The following is a 17,232-nucleotide window of genomic DNA, read 5'->3' as shown; positions in this document are numbered from 1 at the left end:
GGGCTGTGACACATCGCTCAGCGCCGGGAGCCGCTCGCGGCGGGCTCAGGCCGGGACCCGTGGCCCCGCGAGGTTCTCGATCATGCGGCGGGTGCTGGGGCCCACGACGGCGGACCAGTCGTCGGGCGTGCCGTTCAGCCAGCGGGCCATCAGGGAGGCGAAGCCCGGGACGCGCCGGGCCAGGTCGACGAGTCCCCGGTCGAATCCGGTGGCACCGGCGGGGGTGCGGACGAGGAGGCGGCCGACGCGGTGCACGAGTTCACGGGTGGCTTGCTCGCCGCGCGGGCCGAAGCCGTCGGCGGCGGCCCTCAGGACGGTGCCGAGGACGGCGGGGTCCCGTTCGTGGGCCAGCAGCAGGTCGAGCAGTTCGCGGCGCGGCACGGCGGACGCGGTGGTGTCCGCGGCGGCCAGGACCTGCGCGAGGGCCGCCCGCACCGGACCGGGACACCCCGCCTGCACTCCGCTGACCAGGGGGAAGAGTACGAGGTGGGCGCCCTCGCCGTGGTCGAGGCGCCGCTCGACGAACGCGGCGATGTACGGGGCGGCCTCCGGGCAGGCCTGCACGGCCTCGCGGACCAGCGTGGCGACCGGGCGGGCGAGTGCCGGTGCGGTGACGTCGGCGAGAGTGCGCAGCAGCTCGGCCGTGTCCGGGCCGGGCCGCCGCAGCCGGTCGCGGAAGGCGGCGAACACCGGCTCCGGGTGGGTGGGCAGGGCGGCGGCCAGGGTGTCCGGCGACAGCCGCGCGTCACCGGCCGCGAAGCGCTCCAGCGCCTGCGGCAGATACGGCTCCCGGGTGCGCGGATCCCGTACGAGGATGCCGAGCGCGCCGCCGTGCAGCGTGGCGTCGGTGGGGCGGGCGAGCACGGCGAGCGCCGCGTAGCGCAGCAGCTCGCGGTCGGCTCCGGTGGCCGCGAACGGGGCGGCGCGCAGACCGTACGCGACGGCGGCGACCCGGCGGGCCGGCCGTTCGTCGTGGGCCCACCGGTCCACCGCCCGGCACACGGCCGACGGCTCCTCTTCCGCGAGCACGGCCAGCAGTTCGTCGCCCCGCCGGTGCGCGCAGTCGACCAGCGCCTCCGCGAGGTCGTCCAGGGCCCGCCTCCGGTGCGCGTACAGCAGCGCCTGCGCGGCCGCCGCCACGGTCGCGTGCGGCATCGCGGGCAGCTCCCGCTCGTCGTCGAACCAGCGGGTGAGATGCGGCTGTACGGCCGTGGGGTTCTCGGCGAGGAGGCGGGCGACGGTGTCGAGATGGCGCGGGGCGGCGTGCCGCTCGGCGGAGGGGACCGTGTCGGCCGCCGGGGGGCGGCCGGGGTCGGTGACGACCAGACGCCTGAGCAGGTCGAAGCGTTCGGCGGGCGGCAGCGGGACGGCGGCCCAGAACGCCGGCCCGAACGGCGCCGGTACGGCCCGGCCCTGCTCCCGCCAGGCCACGATCCGCTCGGTGAGCAGCCGCAGGACACCGGTGTACGGCGTCGCGTCGGGCACCCGCAGCAGGACGTCGGCGCAGAGGTGGGTGGCCCACCAGAGCGCGTCGCCCCCGGGGCGCGGTGCCGGCGGGAGCAGTTCGTCCACGGCCTGCACGAGATCCTCCAGACGGAGGGTCAGTTCGGGGGTCCCCTGTTGACGGGCGAGCAGGAGCAGGGTCTCGACGACGGGGCCGATGCGGTGACGGGGGACGGGGAGCGTGTCCCCGGTGGACGTACGGGAGGTCCCCGGGGCCCGGGCGGTGTCCGCCGCCCGGGAGTCCCCGCCCGTCGGCGGCCGGGAACGGCGCGTGCGGCGGCGGCCCGCTCCCGTGGCGTCCACGTGCCCGGGGTCCCGGCCCGCGCCGGCGGGGGTGCGCGCCCGGTGGACCAGGGTGTGCAGGGCGCCGTCCAGGTCGAGGTGCGTGCCCTGGATCCAGTCGGCCAGCTCCTCGTGGGCGAACCGGTAGCCGTCGCCGGCCGGGACGAGGAGTCCCTCGGTGAGGACGGCGGACGCCCAGCCCGTGGTGCCGGCGAAACGCGGCCCCGGTGCGGGTCCCCAGGGGAAGACGGCTTCGAAGGACGCGCGGTCCAGCTCGCCCTGCCCGGGTCCCAGGCTGCGCCGCGCCGCCTCGTGCACCTGGCCGGAGACCCGGGCGGCGAGCCGGCGTACGGCGGTGCCGCGCTGTCCGTTCGCCGCGGCGAGCCGGACGGCCACGCGCAGGCACATCAGGTCGAGGTGGGCGGCGAACACGGTGTCGCGGTCGAGCGCCTCGCCCGGCGGGTCCGGCAGCGCGGCCCGGACCTCGGAGAGCAGCCGCAGCACCAGCGGATGGCGGGCGTCGGCGGTGGCGAGGACGCCTTCGGGGATACCGGCACGCGACCGGGCCCGCGCGGCCTCCTCCTCGGTCAGGTCCCCGAGCCGCACGCACAAAGGCAGCGGCGGATCCACGTCCCGCGACGGAGGACCGTCCGGGGAGACCGGGGTTCCGGTGGCCGGCCCGTGCAACAGCCGCGCGGGGAACGCCGCTCCGGCGTGCTCCCAGTACTCCGCGCGGCAGCCGATGACGAGCCGCGCGCCGGTCTCCGCCAGCCAGGCCGCCGTTCGCTCCGTCCAGGCGTGCAGACGGTGGGCCGGCTCGGGCGGCATCTCCTCGGGTCCGTCGAGCAGGAGCAGCAGTGGCCGTCCGGCGGCGTGCGCCAGCCGGGCCAGCCGCTCCGGCCCGATGTCGCCCAGCTCCCCGGCGTACCCGGCGGGAGGCAGCAGCTCCGCCCCGGCACTCCGGCGCGGGTCCTCGCCCGGGTCCGCTCCGGGGTCCTGTCGCGACGCCGCCACGATCCGCCCGGCGCGCTCCAGGGCGCGGGTCGCCGCGTCGGCCACCGAGCTGTCCCCGGCGAGGAGGTCGGCGCCGCGCAGCCACAGCGTGGGGGCCGGTTCCGCGCCGTGGGCGCGGCGTGCGGCGAGGGCCGCCAGTTCCGTCGTACGGCCGCTGCCGGGCGGGCCGACGAGCCCGAGGACGGCGGCGGGGCCCGATGCGAAGGCCGCGAACTCCCGGACGACGTCGGCACGTTCGACGGGTTCGGGGGCCGGTCCCGCGGACCCGGGCGGGCCGTGTGGGCGCGGGCCGTCCGAACCGACCGAGGTCGCGGTGAGTTCCAGGGCTCCGGCGAGGTTCAGATCGGCTCCGTAGGCGGGCACGGTCTCGGCGTTGCGGGCGAGCAGCTCGGCGAGCGGGCCCGCGACGCCCCGCAGGGGAACGGCGAAACCGGGCGCCCGGTGGACGGCGGTGTCCCCCGGTTCGGTGCCGTCCCCGGTCCGCGGAAGCAGCGCGGTGCCGAGGACCGCGACCACGGTGCCGGTGGCGGCGTCGACGACCGGTCCCCCGGCCGCTCCGCCGCCCAGCCGCAGGGCGTCCGCGCCCGCCGTGCCGATCGCCAGCTCCAGTGCTCCGCGCAGGAGATGGAAGCGGTCGGTGGCCGTGTAGGTCACGGTGGACGTCTCCAGCACCCGCGCCTCGCGCCAGGTGCCCGCCGCGATCCTGACGTACGTACCGGTCGCGACGCGGTCCCGCGCGGTGACGGGCAGCGGGTCGAGGCCGAGGCCCTCGGTGCGGACGAGCGCCAGACCGGCGTCGGGCAGCGGGACCACGGCGTCGGCGGTCACCACACAGGTGCGGTCACCGGCGTGCAGCACGAGCCGGGCCAGGCCGTCGACGGCTTCGTGGCTGGTGACGACCGTGCCGTGGTGGTCGGCCGCGAAACCCGTGCCGCGTGGGCGGCCCGCCAGGTCGCAGACGCGCACCAGAGCGCCGTCCCACGTCTCCCGGACGGCGTCCGGCATCTCCAGGTCCCCGGTCCGCGGACCGCGTCCCGCCATGCTCGAACCTCCCCGCCGCGTTCCTCGTTCCGACGGTAGGCGCGGGGTGATCAGCGGGACAGATCGTGTGGTGAACGCGCCCCCTTCCACTCCTCGGTTCACTCCGAGCGCCCGCCCGAAGGGGTGAACAGGCGGGCCCGGCTGGACAGACCTTGGAGGGGGGGGAACCGAGGGGGGACCGTGGAGCGGCGGGCACGAGACCCCGTGACCGCCGCTCCACGGACGGAGCTTCCCGGAGACTGCGGGACTCAGCCGAAGACGGCGAGGCTCTTGGCCTTGCCCTTCTGTTCCTCGACCAGTGCGAGGAAGTCGCCCTGGGGGCCGAAGACCGCCACGGCGCCTCTGCCCGTGTACTCCTCGGGCATCTCCAGGCGCACACCGTTCAGCAGCAGCCCGGCGCGCCGTGTGTCGACGTCCCAGCGCGGGAACGCCGCGGAGGCGGCGTCCGCGACCGGCATCACCGTCAGCTCCTCCTGGAGCTGGTCGAGCGTGCGCGCGGAGTCCAGCTTGTAGGGGCCGACGCGGGTGCGGCGCAGGGCGGTGAGGTGACCGCCGACGCCCAGGTCCGCGCCGAGATCACGGGCGAGCGCCCGGATGTACGTCCCGGACGAGCAGACCACCGAGACGACCAGGTCGACCACGGGGGTGCCGTCCTCGGCGACGGCGTCACGGACGTCGTACACCGCGAAGGACGAGATGGTCACCGGGCGGGCCGGGATCTCGAACTCCTCGCCCTCGCGCGCCCGCTTGTAGGAGCGCACGCCGTCGATCTTGATGGCGCTGACCTTGGACGGCACCTGCATGATGGCGCCCGTCAGCTTGGCCACCCCGGCGTCGATCGCGTCGCGCCGCACGCCGGAGGCGTCCGTCGACGACGTGAGGTCGCCCTCGGCGTCGTCGGTCAGTGTGTTCTGGCCGAGCCGGATCGTGCCGAGGTACTCCTTCTCGGTGAGCGCGAGGTGTCCGAGGAGCTTGGTGGCCCTCTCGACACCGAGGACGAGCACGCCCGTCGCCATGGGGTCGAGGGTGCCTGCGTGGCCGACCCGCCGGGTGCGCGCGATACCGCGCATCTTGGCGACCACGTCGTGCGAAGTGAAGCCCGACGGCTTGTCGACAATGACAAGTCCGTCGGGCGTCCGGGGCTTCTCCGTCATTCCGCGGCGTCGTCCTCGTCGTCCTCGCCCGGCTTCTTGTACGGGTCCGCCTCACCGGCGAACGCCGCGCCGGCCGAGACCTCGCGCACCTTCTCGTCCGAGGCCCGTGCCTTGTCGAGGAGATCCTCTATGGTCTTGGCGGTGTCCGGCAGGGCGTCCGCGACGAACGTCAGCGTCGGCGTGAACTTCACGCCGGCCGCCGCGCCGACCGCCGAGCGGAGCACGCCCTTGGCGCTCTCCAGGCCCGCGGCCGCCTCGGCGCGCATCTCGTCGTCCCCGTACACCGTGTAGAAGACGGTGGCCTCCCGGAGGTCCCCGGTGACCCGGGTGTCCGTGATGGTGACGTGAGTGCCGAGCCGCGGGTCCTTGATCCCGCGCTGCAGCTTCTTGGCCACCACCTCTCGGATGAGGTCCGCCAGCCTCTTCGCCCGCGCGTTGTCGGCCACTGGTCCGTCTCCTTCTTCGCCTTGCTTGTTTCGTCAGTCTTCGTCTGTGTGGAGCCTGCGCCGTACCGACAGCAGTTCCACCTCCGGCCGTCCCGCGACCAGTCGTTCGCACCGGTCCAGTACGTCGGAAAGATGCTGGGTGTCTCCGGAGACCACCGCCAGGCCGATCTCTGCCCTGCGGTGAAGATCCTGGTTCCCCGTCTCGGCGGCACTCACCGCGTGCTTCCGCTGAAGTTCCGCGACGATGGGCCGGACGAGAGAGCGTTTCTCCTTCAGCGAGTGAACGTCGCCGAGGAGGAGATCGAAGGACAGCGTCCCCACATACATGTGTGACCGGATGTCCCGCCGGTACGGGATAGACGACCTGCCAATGCGCTTGGCAGGGACCTCTGAACCGTACAACGAACGGGTGGGGCCGCTCGACGGATATTCGGCGCCCCGAGGGACGCGGACAACCGTGCGACCGGCCCCCGCCGTCCGCCCGTGGCAGTACATCGCCCGGGCAGACGGAAAACTGGCCGGCGGTGACAGGTCACCGCCGGCCAGCTCACACCACCGCGTTACGACCGCGGCTTCTCGCGCATCTCGTACGTCGCGATGACGTCGTCGACCTTGATGTCGTTGAAGTTGCCGAGGTTGATACCGCCCTCGAACCCTTCGCGGATCTCGGTGACGTCGTCCTTGAAGCGACGCAGCCCGGAGATGTTGAGGCTCTCCGCGATGACCTTGCCGTCGCGGATGAGGCGCGCCTTGGTGTTGCGCTTGACCTCGCCCGAACGGACCAGGACACCGGCGATGTTGCCCAGCTTGGACGACTTGAAGACCTCGCGGATCTCCGCCGTGCCGAGCTCGACCTCCTCGTACTCCGGCTTCAGCATGCCCTTCAGGGCCGCCTCGATCTCCTCGATGGCCTGGTAGATCACCGAGTAGTACCGGACGTCGACGCCCTCGCGCTCCGCCATCTGCGCCGCGCGGCCCGCAGCGCGGACGTTGAAGCCGATGACGATCGCGTCGGAGCCGGTCGCCAGGTTGATGTCCGACTCGGTGACCGCACCCACACCGCGGTGCAGGACACGGATGTCGACCTCTTCACCGACGTCGAGCTGGAGCAGCGAGGACTCGAGAGCCTCCACCGAACCGGACGCGTCGCCCTTGATGATGAGGTTGAGTTCCTGCACCAGACCGGCCTTGAGGGCCTCGTCCAGGTTCTCCAGGGAGAACCGGACACCCCGGCGGGCGAAGTTGGCGTTGCGCTCGCGCGCCGCCCGCTTCTCGGCGATCTGACGCGCCGTGCGGTCCTCGTCGACGACGAGGAAGTTGTCGCCGGCACCCGGGACGTTGGTGAGACCCAGGACCAGGACGGGGGTCGACGGACCCGCTTCCTCGACGTTGTTGCCGTTGTCGTCGAGCATCGCCCGGACACGGCCGTACGCGTCGCCGACCACCATGGTGTCGCCGATGCGCAGCGTGCCGCGCTGGACCAGGACCGTCGAAACGGCACCACGGCCGCGGTCGAGGTGGGACTCGATCGCAATACCCTGCGCGTCCTGCTCCGGGTTGGCCCGCAGGTCGAGCGAGGCGTCCGCGGTGAGGACCACGGCCTCCAGCAGGCTCTCGATGTTGAGGCCCTGCTTGGCGGAGATGTCGACGAACATCGTGTCGCCGCCGTACTCCTCGGCCACCAGACCGAACTCGGTGAGCTGACCGCGCACCTTGGTCGGGTCCGCGCCCTCGACGTCGATCTTGTTGACCGCGACCACGATCGGCACGTCGGCCGCCTTGGCGTGGTTCAGCGCCTCGATCGTCTGGGGCATCACACCGTCGTTGGCCGCCACCACGAGGATCGCGATGTCGGTCGACTTGGCACCACGGGCACGCATGGCGGTGAACGCCTCGTGACCCGGGGTGTCGATGAAGGTGATCCTGCGCTCTTCACCGTTGACCTCGGTGGCCACCTGGTACGCACCGATGTGCTGGGTGATACCGCCGGCCTCGCCCGCGACGACGTTCGTCTTGCGGATGGTGTCGAGAAGGCGGGTCTTACCGTGGTCGACGTGACCCATGACGGTCACGACCGGCGGACGGACCACGAGGTCGTCCTCGTCGCCCTCGTCCTCGCCGAACTCGATGTCGAAGGACTCGAGCAGCTCGCGGTCCTCCTCCTCGGGGCTGACGATCTCGAGGACGAAGTTCATCTCGTCCGCGAGGAGCTTCAGCGTCTCGTCGGAGACGGACTGCGTGGCAGTGACCATCTCGCCGAGGTTCATCATCACGCCGACGAGCGACGCCGGGTTGGCGCCGATCTTCTCGGCGAAGTCGGTGAGGGACGCACCGCGCGACAGACGGACGGACTGTCCGTTGCCACGAGGCAGCATCACACCGCCGACCGACGGGGCCTGCATGGCCTCGTACTCCTGGCGCCTCTGCCGCTTCGACTTGCGACCACGACGCGCGGGACCGCCGGGACGGCCGAAGGCGCCCTGCGTGCCACCACGGCCACCGGGACCACCCGGACGGCCACCGAAGCCGGGACGACCGCCGCCGCCACCGGGACGACCGGCGAAACCGCCGCCACCGCCACCGGGACCACCGGGACGGCCGGCGAAGCCGCCGCCACCGCCACCGGGACCGGCCGGACGACCGGCGAAGCCGCCGCCACCCGGACGACCGCCGCCGCCACCGGCACCGCCGGGACGACCGCCGCCACCGGGACCGCGGCCACCGGGGCCACCGCCGGGACGCGGGCTACCCGCGGCAGGACGCTGCGGCATCATGCCGGGGTTCGGACGGTTGCCACCGGGGCCACCGCCGGGACGCGGAGCGCCACCCTGCGGACGGGGCATGCCGCCCGGAGTCGGACGGGCACCACCGGGACCGCCCTGGGGACGCGGAGCGCCACCGGGACCGCCCTGCGGACGGGGACCACGGTCCTGACCGGCACCCTGCGGGCGCGGGGCACCAGGGCCACCGGCGCCGCCGCCGGGACGCGGGGCACCACCCGGACGGGGCGCCTGCGGGCGCGCCATACCGGTGGAGCCACCAGAGGTGAACGGGTTGTTGCCCGGACGGGGACCCGCCGGGCGGGCGCCGCCGGGACGCGGGGCCTGGCCGCCGGGACGCGGAGCGCCCTGACGGTCGCCGCGCTCGGGACGGTCACCACGGCCCTGACCACCCTGGCCGGGACCACCGGCGGGACGGGCGCCACCGGGACGCGGAGCCTGGCCGGCCGGACGCGGGGCGCCCGGACGGGGACCCGCGGCGGGGGTCGACGGAGCCGACGGAGCCTGCGGCGCGGCGGCCGGAGGCGCGGTGAACTCGGGCGCGGCCGGAGCCGGAGCCGCCGGAGCGGGCTTCGGCGCGGGCTTGGGACCCGGACGGGGACCCGACGCGGCCGGGGTCACCGGAGCAGCCGCGGGCGTCTCCGCCACGGCCGGCTTCGGGGCCGGCGGGCGCGGGGCGGCCGGACGGGCGGCCTGCGCCGGAGAGGGGGCGCCCGGCTTGGCCGGAGCTGCCTTGCGCGGTGCGGGCTTGCCGCCACCGCCGCCCTGCTGGAGGGCATCTGTCAGTTTACGTACGACGGGCGCCTCGATCGTCGAGGACGCCGAACGGACGAATTCACCGAGTTCTTGGAGCTTGGCCATGACGACCTTGCTCTCTACGCCGAACTCCTTGGCGAGCTCGTATACCCGGACCTTAGCCACTTCGCTCCTTTTAGGTCCGGGTTTGCGTCCGGACCGTCGCTACTTCATGGGCGTACTCATCGCGTGCTCATCGAGTGCTCATCGCAATCTCGACCTACTTCCAACTCGCGGGGTACCAGGGCCGCACGGGGGTTCCGCGCGACGCTTCTTACGGTGTTGCCTGCTCGACGTGGAGGCGAAGAGCCGCGGTGTCGAGCGGTCCCGGAGCGCGCAGCGCCCGTGGGATCGCCCGGCGGCGGACCGCCAGGTCGAGACAGACCAGGGCGGGATGCACGTACGCACCCCGGCCGGGCAGCGTACCGCGATGATCGGGGACGCATTCGCCCTCGACCGCCACGATGCGCAGCAAGTCTCTCTTGGCCGCTCGCTCCCGGCACCCCACACAGGTGCGTTCAGGGCATGCGCGGGCTCGCGTCCGGCCAGACACTGTTAAGTCTACCTCCCCGTAACGACCTCACCCCTTTGGGGCAAGAATCGAACGGTTGTTGTCGTGATCCAAGCCACCCGTGGCGCGGATCTATTCCCCGATCACTCGCCGCGCTGGTCGGCAGGCTGTTCGGTGTCCGGACGGATGTCGATCCGCCAGCCGGTGAGACGGGCGGCGAGGCGGGCGTTCTGGCCCTCCTTGCCGATCGCCAGTGACAGCTGGTAATCGGGGACCGTCACGCGCGCGGAGCGGGCGGCGAGGTCGACGACCTCCACCTTGGAGACACGCGCCGGGGAGAGCGCGTTCGCCACCATGTCGGCCGGGTCGTCCGACCAGTCGACGATGTCGATCTTCTCGCCGTTCAGCTCGGCCATGACGTTGCGCACGCGGCCGCCCATCGGGCCGATGCAGGCGCCCTTGGCGTTCAGGCCGCTGCGGGTGGACCGGACAGCGATCTTCGTGCGGTGGCCGGCCTCGCGGGCGATCGCGGCGATCTCGACGGACCCGTCGGCGATCTCCGGAACCTCCAGCGCGAAGAGCTTCTTCACGAGGCTCGGGTGCGTGCGCGACAGCGTCACGGACGGACCGCGGACACCCTTGGCCACCCGGACCACGTACGAGCGCAGGCGCAGGCCGTGCTCGTAGATCTCGCCGGGGACCTGCTCCTGCACCGGCAGGATGGCCTCCAGCTTGCCGATGTCGACGAGCACGTTCTTCGGGTCGCGGCCCTGCTGGACCACGCCGGTGACGATGTCTCCCTCGCGGCCCGCGTACTCACCGAGGGTCGCGTCGTCCTCGGCGTCCCGCAGGCGCTGCAGGATGACCTGCTTGGCGGTGGTCGCGGCGATCCGGCCGAAGTCGGACGGGGTGTCGTCGAACTCGCGCGCCTCCTGCCCCTCCTCCAGATCCTGGGGATCCTCCTTCGCCCACACCGTCACGTGACCGGTCTCCCGGTCGAGCTTGACGCGCGCGTGGCGACGGCTCCCCTCGGTACGGTGGTAGGCGATGAGGAGGGCTGACTCGATCGCCTCGACCAGCAGGTCGAAGGAGATCTCCTTCTCCCGCACCAGACCCCGCAGGGCACTCATGTCGATGTCCACGGCTACGCCTCCTCTTCCTTCTTGTCCTTGCGGCTGAACTCGACCTGCACACGGGCCTTGGCGATGTCCTCGAAGGCGAGCCGGCGGGCGGTGGGCTTGCGCCCCTTCACACCCGGCACCTCGACGTCGAGTCCGTCGTCCTCGACGTTCAGGATCCGTGCGGTCAGGTCGTCGCCGTCCGCCAGCTGGAACTTCACCAGCCGGTCGGTGGCGCGTACGTAGTGACGGTGTTCCTTGAGCTCTCGCTCGGCACCGGGGGTTCCGACCTCGAGCGTGTACTCGCCCGCACCCATCGCGTCCGTCTCGTCGAGCTTCGCCGAGAGCGCGCGGCTCACATCGGCGATCGCGTCCAGGTCGGCACCCTCGTCCGAGTCCACGACGACGCGCAGAACACGCTTCCGGCCGACGGTCTCCACCTCGATCTCTTCCAGATCGAGTCCCTGGGAGGTCACGAGCGGATCCAGCAGTTCTCGCAGCCTCTCGCTCTGGGTCGTGCTCATCCGGGTGACTCCTCGGCCGCGTCTGCTGTTGTGGGTTGGTCGCGTGTCAGGTCAAAGGGTATCCGGTCGCGAGGGGTGTTGCCGTCCACCGGTGCGCGTGCTCCCGCGCCGGGAGCTGCGGGAGGAGGGGCCCGAGAACACTCCGGCGGCAGATGGGAGAGAGCCGCTGGACGGTGATCGGCTCCCGCGCGGGTACCGTGATCACGGGCAGCTCGCCCATACATTCGTACGAGCCCTCCGAGGACGTCTGTCGTGCCGTTCCCTCTCTCGTCACGCACCCCGTCGGGTCCGCGCCGAAGGACCCTGCTCGCGGCCGCCGCGGGCACCTTCGCCCTCGCGGGCTGTTCCGCCGCCGACCCGTCCGGTGACACGACCGGCGGCAGCCGCCCCTCGGCCGCCGACCGGGCACGCGCGCGTGCGGCCCGCGACAGCACGGCCCTCGCGGGCCGGTACGCCGCGGTGATCGCCGCACATCCGGACCTGGGGAAGAAGCTCGCCCCGCTGCGGGCGGACGTCGTCGGGCACGCACGGGCGTTCGGAGCGGGCAAGGCGGGCTCGTCGGCCTCGGCACCCGGCACGACATCCCCTTCGGCGTCGGGTTCCCCCACCGCCACCCCTTCCGGTTCGGCTTCGGCTTCGGCTTCGGCTTCGGCTTCGGCTTCGGCGAGTACGTCGTCCGATGTCGCCGCGCGGCCCAAGGACGCCCTGACCGAGCTGGCCACCGCCGAACTCGCGCTCGCGGACGAGCGGACGCAGGCCCTGGTGGAGCTTCCGGGGGAACTGGCCAGGCTGCTGGCCTCGGTGGCCGCGGCGGGCGCCGCCCACGCGTTTCTGCTGACGGAGGCGGCGAAGTGAGCAAGCGGGACAGGACAGAGGAAACCGAACTCAAGGCCCTGCAGGCCGCGCTGGCCGCCGAACACGCCGCCGTGTACGGCTACGGCGTCGTCGGCGGCAAGATCGGCGAGAAGCGGCGGAGCGACGCCCGGGCGGCCTACGACGCCCATCGGGCCCGCCGTGACGCACTCGTGCGGGCGGTGAAGGACCTGGGCGCGGCGCCCGAGGCCGCCTCCGCGGCGTACGTGCTGCCCTTTCCCGTGACGGACTCCCCGACCGCCGTCCGGTTCGCGGCCGAGCTGGAGGAGCGGGTGGCGGCCGTGTACTCCGACCTCGTACGCGCCACGACGGGCGACCAGCGGCGCACCGCGGCCGGGGCGCTGCGCGAGGCGGCGGTCCGCGCGGTGCGCTGGAACGGCGAGAGCGTAGCCTTCCCTGGGCTCGCGGAGCGGGCGGGCACCCCGACGCCCTCGGCGTCCACGGCGTAACGCGACCTGGAAGGGAACATCTCGCGCATGGACTCGCGCATGGTCTTCGAACCGCCACAGCGCCTTCTGCGGGCGCTCGGCGAGAACAGGCAGAGCGGGTCGGAGGGGACCGACGGGGCCGAGGCGTGGCTGGAGAAGCTGCCCGAGCTGGCCCGACAGGCCGTGGAACAGCGCGAGTTGACGCCCGAGCGGGTCCAGGCGCCGGGCGGCCGCAGCAGTCTGGTCGTGCTGGTGCGGCAGACCGACGGAACACCCGCCGTCCTGAAGCTGGCCCCGGACCGCGCGCGTCCGGAGAGCGAGCGGGCGGCACTGGCGCACTGGGACGGCCGCGGCGCGGTACGCCTCCTCAACCCCGCTGACACCCACGGCGTGCTGCTGCTGGAGCGGCTGCACCCGGACATGTCCGTACGGACGCTGCCCGAGGCGAAGGCCCTGCTGGAAGCGGCCGGGACGCTCCGGCGGCTCTGGGTCGAACCGCCCGCGGGCCATGTCTTCGAGACCGTCGGGGAACGGACCGGGCGGCAGGCCGAGGCGATGCGCGCCACGGTCACGGAGGGGGCGGAGGGCGGCGCCGAGATCGGCGCGCTGGTCGACGCCGCGCTCGCGGCCCGCGACGAACTGCTGGCGGAGCCGCCCGAGACGCGGCTTCTGCACGGCACCTTCCGGCAGAGCAAGGTGCTCGCCGGGGAGCGCACGCCGTGGCTGGCCGTCGGACCCGACCCGGTGGTCGGCGAGTGCGCCTTCGACCTGGCCCGGCTGGTCCGCGACCGGGTGGAGGACCTGATCGCCTCGCCCTCCGGAGCGTCGATCACCCGGCGCCGCATCAAGCGCCTCGCCGAGTCCCTGGAAGTGGACCAGGAACGGCTGCGCGGCTGGACCCTGTTCCGTGCGGTCGAGTCGGGCGTACGGGCGGGCCGGGTCGGCCGCCCCCGGGACGCCGAACTGCTGCTGGAGTTCGCCGGCTGGGTGTGAGCCCGGCGCTCCCGCCACGCTCGCCCGGCACGGCGCGCTCGCGGACGTGGGGCGACGCACCGGCGCGGAGTACGGTCCGGGACGACGCCGATCCGCCGTCGCGGGCGGGGCTCGGCCCGCACGGAGGGCTCGGACGGCAGGGCTGCCGCGGAACGGACGACGGCGCCCGCCGAGCCCCGGTCCGGGCTCGACGGGCGCCGCCAGGGGATCCCTAGGCCGTCAGGCGGGCGATGGCCTCGTCGACGGTCAGTTCCTCGCGCTCACCGGTGCGGCGGTCCTTCAGCTCCAGGACGCCCTCGGCCGAGCGGCGGCCGGCGACCAGGATCTTCGGTACGCCGATGAGCTCCGCGTCGGTGAACTTCACGCCCGGCGAGACACCGGCGCGGTCGTCGACCAGGACGCGGACGCCCACGGCACCGAGCTTCTCCGACACGTCGAGCGCCAGCTCGGTCTGCAGGGCCTTGCCCGCGGCGACCACGTACACGTCCGCCGGCGCGATCTCCTTGGGCCAGCACAGACCCTGATCGTCCGCCGACTGCTCGGCCAGGGCGGCGACCGCGCGGGAGACACCGATGCCGTACGAGCCCATGGTCACGCGGACCGGCTTGCCCTGCTGGCCGAGGACGTCGAGCTGGAAGGTGTCGGCGTACTTGCGGCCCAGCTGGAAGATGTGGCCGATCTCGATGGCCCGGTCCAGCTTGAGTCCGGTGCCGCAGTTCGGGCAGGGGTCGCCCTCTTCGACCACGACGACGTCGAGGTGGTCGTCGACCTCGAAGTCGCGGCCGGCGACGACGTTCCTCGCGTGCGTGTCGGCCTTGTTGGCGCCCGTGATCCAGGCGGTGCCGGGCGCGATGCGCGGGTCCGCGATGTAGCGGACCTTGTCCAGGCCCTGCGGTCCGACGTAACCCCGTACGAGGTCGTCACGGCCCTCGAAGTCCTCGGCCGTGACGAGCTCGACGACGGCCGGGGCGAGGTGCTCGCCCAGCTTGCCCAGGTCGACCTCACGGTTGCCGGGGACGCCCACGGCCACGATCTCGCCGTCGACCTTGACCAGCAGGTTCTTCAGCGTCGCGGAGGCGGGCACGCCGAGGTGCTCGGCGAGCGACTCGATGGTGGGGGTGTCGGGGGTGTCCAGCTCCTCGACCGGGCCGTGCTCCTCGGAGACGGGCGCGAGCGCGAACGTCACGGCCTCCGTGTTGGCGGCGTAGTCGCAGGCGGGGCAGTCCGCGAAGGTGTCCTCACCCGCGGCGGCGGGGGCGAGGAACTCCTCGGAGGCGGAACCGCCCATGGCGCCGGACACGGCGGACACGATGCGGTAGTCGAGACCGAGGCGCGTGAAGATCTTCTGGTACGCCTCGCGGTGCAGCCGGTAGGACTCGGCGAGCCCCTCGTCCGTGGTGTCGAAGGAGTACGAGTCCTTCATGTGGAACTCACGGCCGCGCAGCACTCCCGAGCGGGGGCGGGCCTCGTCCCGGTACTTCGTCTGGATCTGGTAGAGCATGACCGGCAGGTCCTTGTACGAGGACGCCTGGTCCTTGACCAGGAGGGTGAAGATCTCCTCGTGCGTCGGGCCGAGCAGGTACTCGCCGCCCTTGCGGTCCTTGAGACGGAAGAGCAGGTCGCCGTACTCGTCCCAGCGGCCCGAGGCCTCGTAGGGCTCCTTGGGCAGCAGGGCCGGCAGGAGGACCTCCTGGGCGCCGATCGCGTCCATCTCCTCGCGGACCACGCGGGAGATGTTGTCGAGGACCTTCTTGCCGAGCGGCAGCCACGTCCAGATGCCCGCGGCGTTGCGTCGCACGTAGCCGGCGCGGACGAGCAGCTTGTGGCTGAGCGTCTCCGCGTCCGCCGGGTCGTCACGCAATGTCTTGACCATCAAACGGGACATGCGCTGGACCTGGGCCATGATTCTCGACTCCTGCTGCGTAAGGGTGATGCCAGGAGGTTAGCCGGGGGGCGGCCGGTCCCGGAAATCCATTAGCGGCGACGCAGCGGCAGAGGGGCGCCCATCACGGCGTACGGCTTGGGGGCGCTGGGGAACAGGACCCGCTGCGCCAGGTCCTCGTAGCCGAGGGAACGGTAGAGGCCGCGGGCCGGGCTGTCGACGTCGATCGCGGAGAGGATCGAGCGGGGCTCGGTGGCGGTCGCGGTGATGCCGGTGATCAGGGCGCGGCCGACACCGCGGTTCTGGAACCGGGGGTGCACATGCAGCTCGGTGATCACGAAGGAGTGGTCGAGCCAGCCCTCCTGGCCCTGCGCCCGCAGATACGGCTCGACGACGGTGGACCACCAGTGGCCGCGGTCGTTCGGCATGCCGTAGACGAAGCCGACGAGCCGGCCGTCGACGGTGGTGGCGCCGAGCGCGTGGGCTCCCGGGTACGTGAGGTGGCGCAGCACGATCTGACGGCGTACGGCGATCTCCTCCGCGCCGAGCCCGAACGCGAGGGCCTGCACGGCGAGCGCCTCGTCGACGCGCGCCGCGAGATCCAGCGGGCCGACGGCCACGTCGTCGGAGTTGCGGTGGCCGTGACCGGGAATGCGCAGCATGCGGGGAGACTACCTGGCGAACCGTGGGGCGCGTGAGGTCCGCGGGAACGGTCTCCGGCGCCGGTACGGGCCGGTGCGCCGGGTGTCAGAACAGGACGCTCATGAACGCGCCGACCTCTTGGAAGCCGACCCTGCGGTAGGTCGCCCGGGCCGCGGTGTTGAAGTCGTTCACATAGAGGCTGACGACGGGGGCGACGTCGGCGAGGGCGTAGCGCAGGACGGCCGCCATACCGGGAGCGGCCACGCCCCGGCCGCGGTACTCGGGGGCCACCCAGACGCCCTGGATCTGGCAGGCGTGGGCGGTCGCGGCGCCGATCTCGGCCTTGAAGACGACCTTGCCGTCCTGGCCGAGGCGGGCGAAGGACCGGCCGGCGCCGACGAGTTCGGCCACCCGGGCCTGGTAGAGGAGTCCCCCGTCACCGGCCATCGGCGAGACGCCGACCTCCTCGGTGAACATCGCCACGCACGCCGGCATGATCGTCTCCATCTCGTCCTTGCGGACGCGGCGGACGAACGGATCCGGGGTGACGGCGGCGGGCAGCCGGTCGGTGACCATCAGGGGCTGGTGGGCGCGGACGTCGCGGGCCGGGCCCCAGCTCGGTTCGAGCAGCCGCCACAACTGGGCGGTGGGTTCGGCGGGGCCGACGATCGAGGAGCAGCGGCGGCCGCCCCGGCGGGCCCGGTCGGCGAAGCCGCGTACGGCACGCGGGGTGGCGCAGATCGGGACGAGGTTGGCGCCCGCGTAGCAGAGGGACTGCAGCATGCCGTCCTCGTACCAGCCCCACATCTCGCCGCCGAGCCGCCACGGATCGAGGCCCGCGACCCGTACGCGGGAGGCGACGAAGGCGTTCGTCACCGGCTCGCGGTCGAGGACGGCGAGCGCGGCGTCCAGGTCACTCGGTTCGAGGACCCTGGTGGTGGTCTGGGTCAACACGTGCGGGGGCCTCACCCTGGGGTCTGCTGATCTCCGCACTGTACCTGCCGTGGTTGTGACCCGCCGCCCCTTGTTCCGGGGGAACCCTGAGCCACGGGGACGCGCGCGGTCCCGGGTTCCGGCCCGGCCGTTCGGCTACGGATTCGTCGGGGTCGGCAGCGCCGTTCCCCTCGTCCCTGAGCGTCGTCCCGGGTGTCGTCCCTGGGCGTCTCGCCCCCGGGGCCGCGCTCGGGCGGACCCGGTGGAAACGCGGCCGGCTCGTCCGGAGAGGAGTCCGAACGAGCCGGTCGGG

14 protein-coding genes are annotated in these 17,232 nt (G+C 73.1%); 3 read left to right on the top strand and 11 right to left on the bottom strand.

The annotated features are described in order from the left end of the window. Positions 1 to 45: 45 nt before the first annotated feature. The 8 genes from ABZT74_RS16785 to rimP all read right to left on the bottom strand — a co-directional run bounded on the left by ABZT74_RS16785 (position 46) and on the right by rimP (position 11,168). Entirely contained in the window at positions 46 to 3,804 is a 3,759-nt protein-coding gene (locus ABZT74_RS16785) for a trypsin-like peptidase domain-containing protein (RefSeq protein WP_356435625.1), read from the bottom strand. A gap of 284 nt (positions 3,805 to 4,088) precedes the next feature. After that, a complete protein-coding gene (truB, locus tag ABZT74_RS16780) occupies positions 4,089 to 4,994 on the bottom strand; it encodes a tRNA pseudouridine(55) synthase TruB (protein WP_355868122.1) in 906 nt (301 codons plus the stop codon). Further along, the gene (gene rbfA / locus ABZT74_RS16775) at positions 4,991 to 5,440 is read right to left on the bottom strand and encodes a 30S ribosome-binding factor RbfA (protein WP_355868118.1); all 450 of its coding nucleotides are present in this window, start codon (positions 5,438 to 5,440) and stop codon (positions 4,991 to 4,993) included. The genes truB and rbfA overlap by 4 nt, the downstream gene beginning before the upstream one ends. A 33-nt stretch (positions 5,441 to 5,473) precedes the next feature. Beyond that, on the bottom strand, positions 5,474 to 5,767 hold the full coding sequence (locus ABZT74_RS16770) for a DUF503 domain-containing protein (protein WP_355868115.1): 294 nt from the start codon (positions 5,765 to 5,767) through the stop codon (positions 5,474 to 5,476). Between the two features lie 233 nt (positions 5,768 to 6,000). Continuing rightward, entirely contained in the window at positions 6,001 to 9,141 is a 3,141-nt protein-coding gene (gene infB, locus ABZT74_RS16765; RefSeq protein WP_355868112.1) for a translation initiation factor IF-2, read from the bottom strand. 148 nt (positions 9,142 to 9,289) lie between these two features. Continuing rightward, positions 9,290 to 9,568 (bottom strand): YlxR family protein, encoded by a 279-nt coding sequence (locus ABZT74_RS16760; RefSeq protein WP_355868109.1) that lies wholly within the window; start codon positions 9,566 to 9,568, stop codon positions 9,290 to 9,292. Positions 9,569 to 9,669: 101 nt separating this feature from the next. Next, on the bottom strand, positions 9,670 to 10,668 hold the full coding sequence (gene nusA / locus ABZT74_RS16755; protein WP_355868106.1) for a transcription termination factor NusA: 999 nt from the start codon (positions 10,666 to 10,668) through the stop codon (positions 9,670 to 9,672). 2 nt (positions 10,669 to 10,670) lie between these two features. Next, the gene (gene rimP, locus ABZT74_RS16750) at positions 10,671 to 11,168 is read right to left on the bottom strand and encodes a ribosome maturation factor RimP (protein ID WP_355868103.1); all 498 of its coding nucleotides are present in this window, start codon (positions 11,166 to 11,168) and stop codon (positions 10,671 to 10,673) included. A gap of 252 nt (positions 11,169 to 11,420) precedes the next feature. Here rimP and ABZT74_RS16745 point away from each other — a divergent pair, with 252 nt between their 5' ends. From ABZT74_RS16745 to ABZT74_RS16735, 3 genes are read left to right on the top strand one after another with little or no spacing between them, the layout of a single operon-like run. Further along, positions 11,421 to 12,023, top strand: a complete 603-nt coding sequence (locus tag ABZT74_RS16745; protein WP_356177685.1) for a hypothetical protein — start codon at positions 11,421 to 11,423, stop codon at positions 12,021 to 12,023. Then, positions 12,020 to 12,490 (top strand): ferritin-like domain-containing protein, encoded by a 471-nt coding sequence (locus ABZT74_RS16740; protein WP_355868097.1) that lies wholly within the window; start codon positions 12,020 to 12,022, stop codon positions 12,488 to 12,490. The genes ABZT74_RS16745 and ABZT74_RS16740 overlap by 4 nt, the downstream gene beginning before the upstream one ends. Before the next feature lie 39 nt (positions 12,491 to 12,529). After that, positions 12,530 to 13,462 (top strand): aminoglycoside phosphotransferase family protein, encoded by a 933-nt coding sequence (locus ABZT74_RS16735; protein ID WP_356177693.1) that lies wholly within the window; start codon positions 12,530 to 12,532, stop codon positions 13,460 to 13,462. A gap of 211 nt (positions 13,463 to 13,673) precedes the next feature. Here the strand turns inward: ABZT74_RS16735 and ABZT74_RS16730 are convergent, their stop codons facing one another. The 3 genes from ABZT74_RS16730 to ABZT74_RS16720 form a co-directional block, all read right to left on the bottom strand. Continuing rightward, positions 13,674 to 15,365: a proline--tRNA ligase gene (locus ABZT74_RS16730; protein ID WP_355868094.1), complete on the bottom strand. Its 1,692-nt coding sequence runs from the start codon at positions 15,363 to 15,365 to the stop codon at positions 13,674 to 13,676. A 71-nt stretch (positions 15,366 to 15,436) separates the two neighbouring features. Beyond that, on the bottom strand, positions 15,437 to 16,006 hold the full coding sequence (locus ABZT74_RS16725; protein ID WP_356435590.1) for a GNAT family N-acetyltransferase: 570 nt from the start codon (positions 16,004 to 16,006) through the stop codon (positions 15,437 to 15,439). 85 nt (positions 16,007 to 16,091) lie between these two features. After that, positions 16,092 to 16,940, bottom strand: a complete 849-nt coding sequence (locus ABZT74_RS16720) for a GNAT family N-acetyltransferase (protein WP_355868088.1) — start codon at positions 16,938 to 16,940, stop codon at positions 16,092 to 16,094. Positions 16,941 to 17,232: the final 292 nt, after the last annotated feature.

The organism is Streptomyces sp. NPDC005302 (assembly GCF_040607345.1).
In the GTDB taxonomy this organism is placed as follows: domain Bacteria; phylum Actinomycetota; class Actinomycetes; order Streptomycetales; family Streptomycetaceae; genus Streptomyces.
This window is presented reverse-complemented; position numbering and strand designations above follow the sequence as displayed.

What these genes read in the sequence shown, in the direction of transcription:
- ABZT74_RS16785 (WP_356435625.1), bottom strand. Translation starts at nt 3,804, where the DNA reads ATGCCGGACGCCGTCCGGGAGACGTGGGACGGCGCTCTGGTGCGCGTC.
- truB (WP_355868122.1), bottom strand. Translation starts at nt 4,994, where the DNA reads ATGACGGAGAAGCCCCGGACGCCCGACGGACTTGTCATTGTCGACAAG.
- ABZT74_RS16770 (WP_355868115.1), bottom strand. Translation starts at nt 5,767, where the DNA reads ATGTATGTGGGGACGCTGTCCTTCGATCTCCTCCTCGGCGACGTTCAC.
- rimP (WP_355868103.1), bottom strand. Translation starts at nt 11,168, where the DNA reads ATGAGCACGACCCAGAGCGAGAGGCTGCGAGAACTGCTGGATCCGCTC.
- ABZT74_RS16735 (WP_356177693.1), top strand. Translation starts at nt 12,530, where the DNA reads ATGGTCTTCGAACCGCCACAGCGCCTTCTGCGGGCGCTCGGCGAGAAC.
- ABZT74_RS16730 (WP_355868094.1), bottom strand. Translation starts at nt 15,365, where the DNA reads ATGGCCCAGGTCCAGCGCATGTCCCGTTTGATGGTCAAGACATTGCGT.
- ABZT74_RS16725 (WP_356435590.1), bottom strand. Translation starts at nt 16,006, where the DNA reads ATGCTGCGCATTCCCGGTCACGGCCACCGCAACTCCGACGACGTGGCC.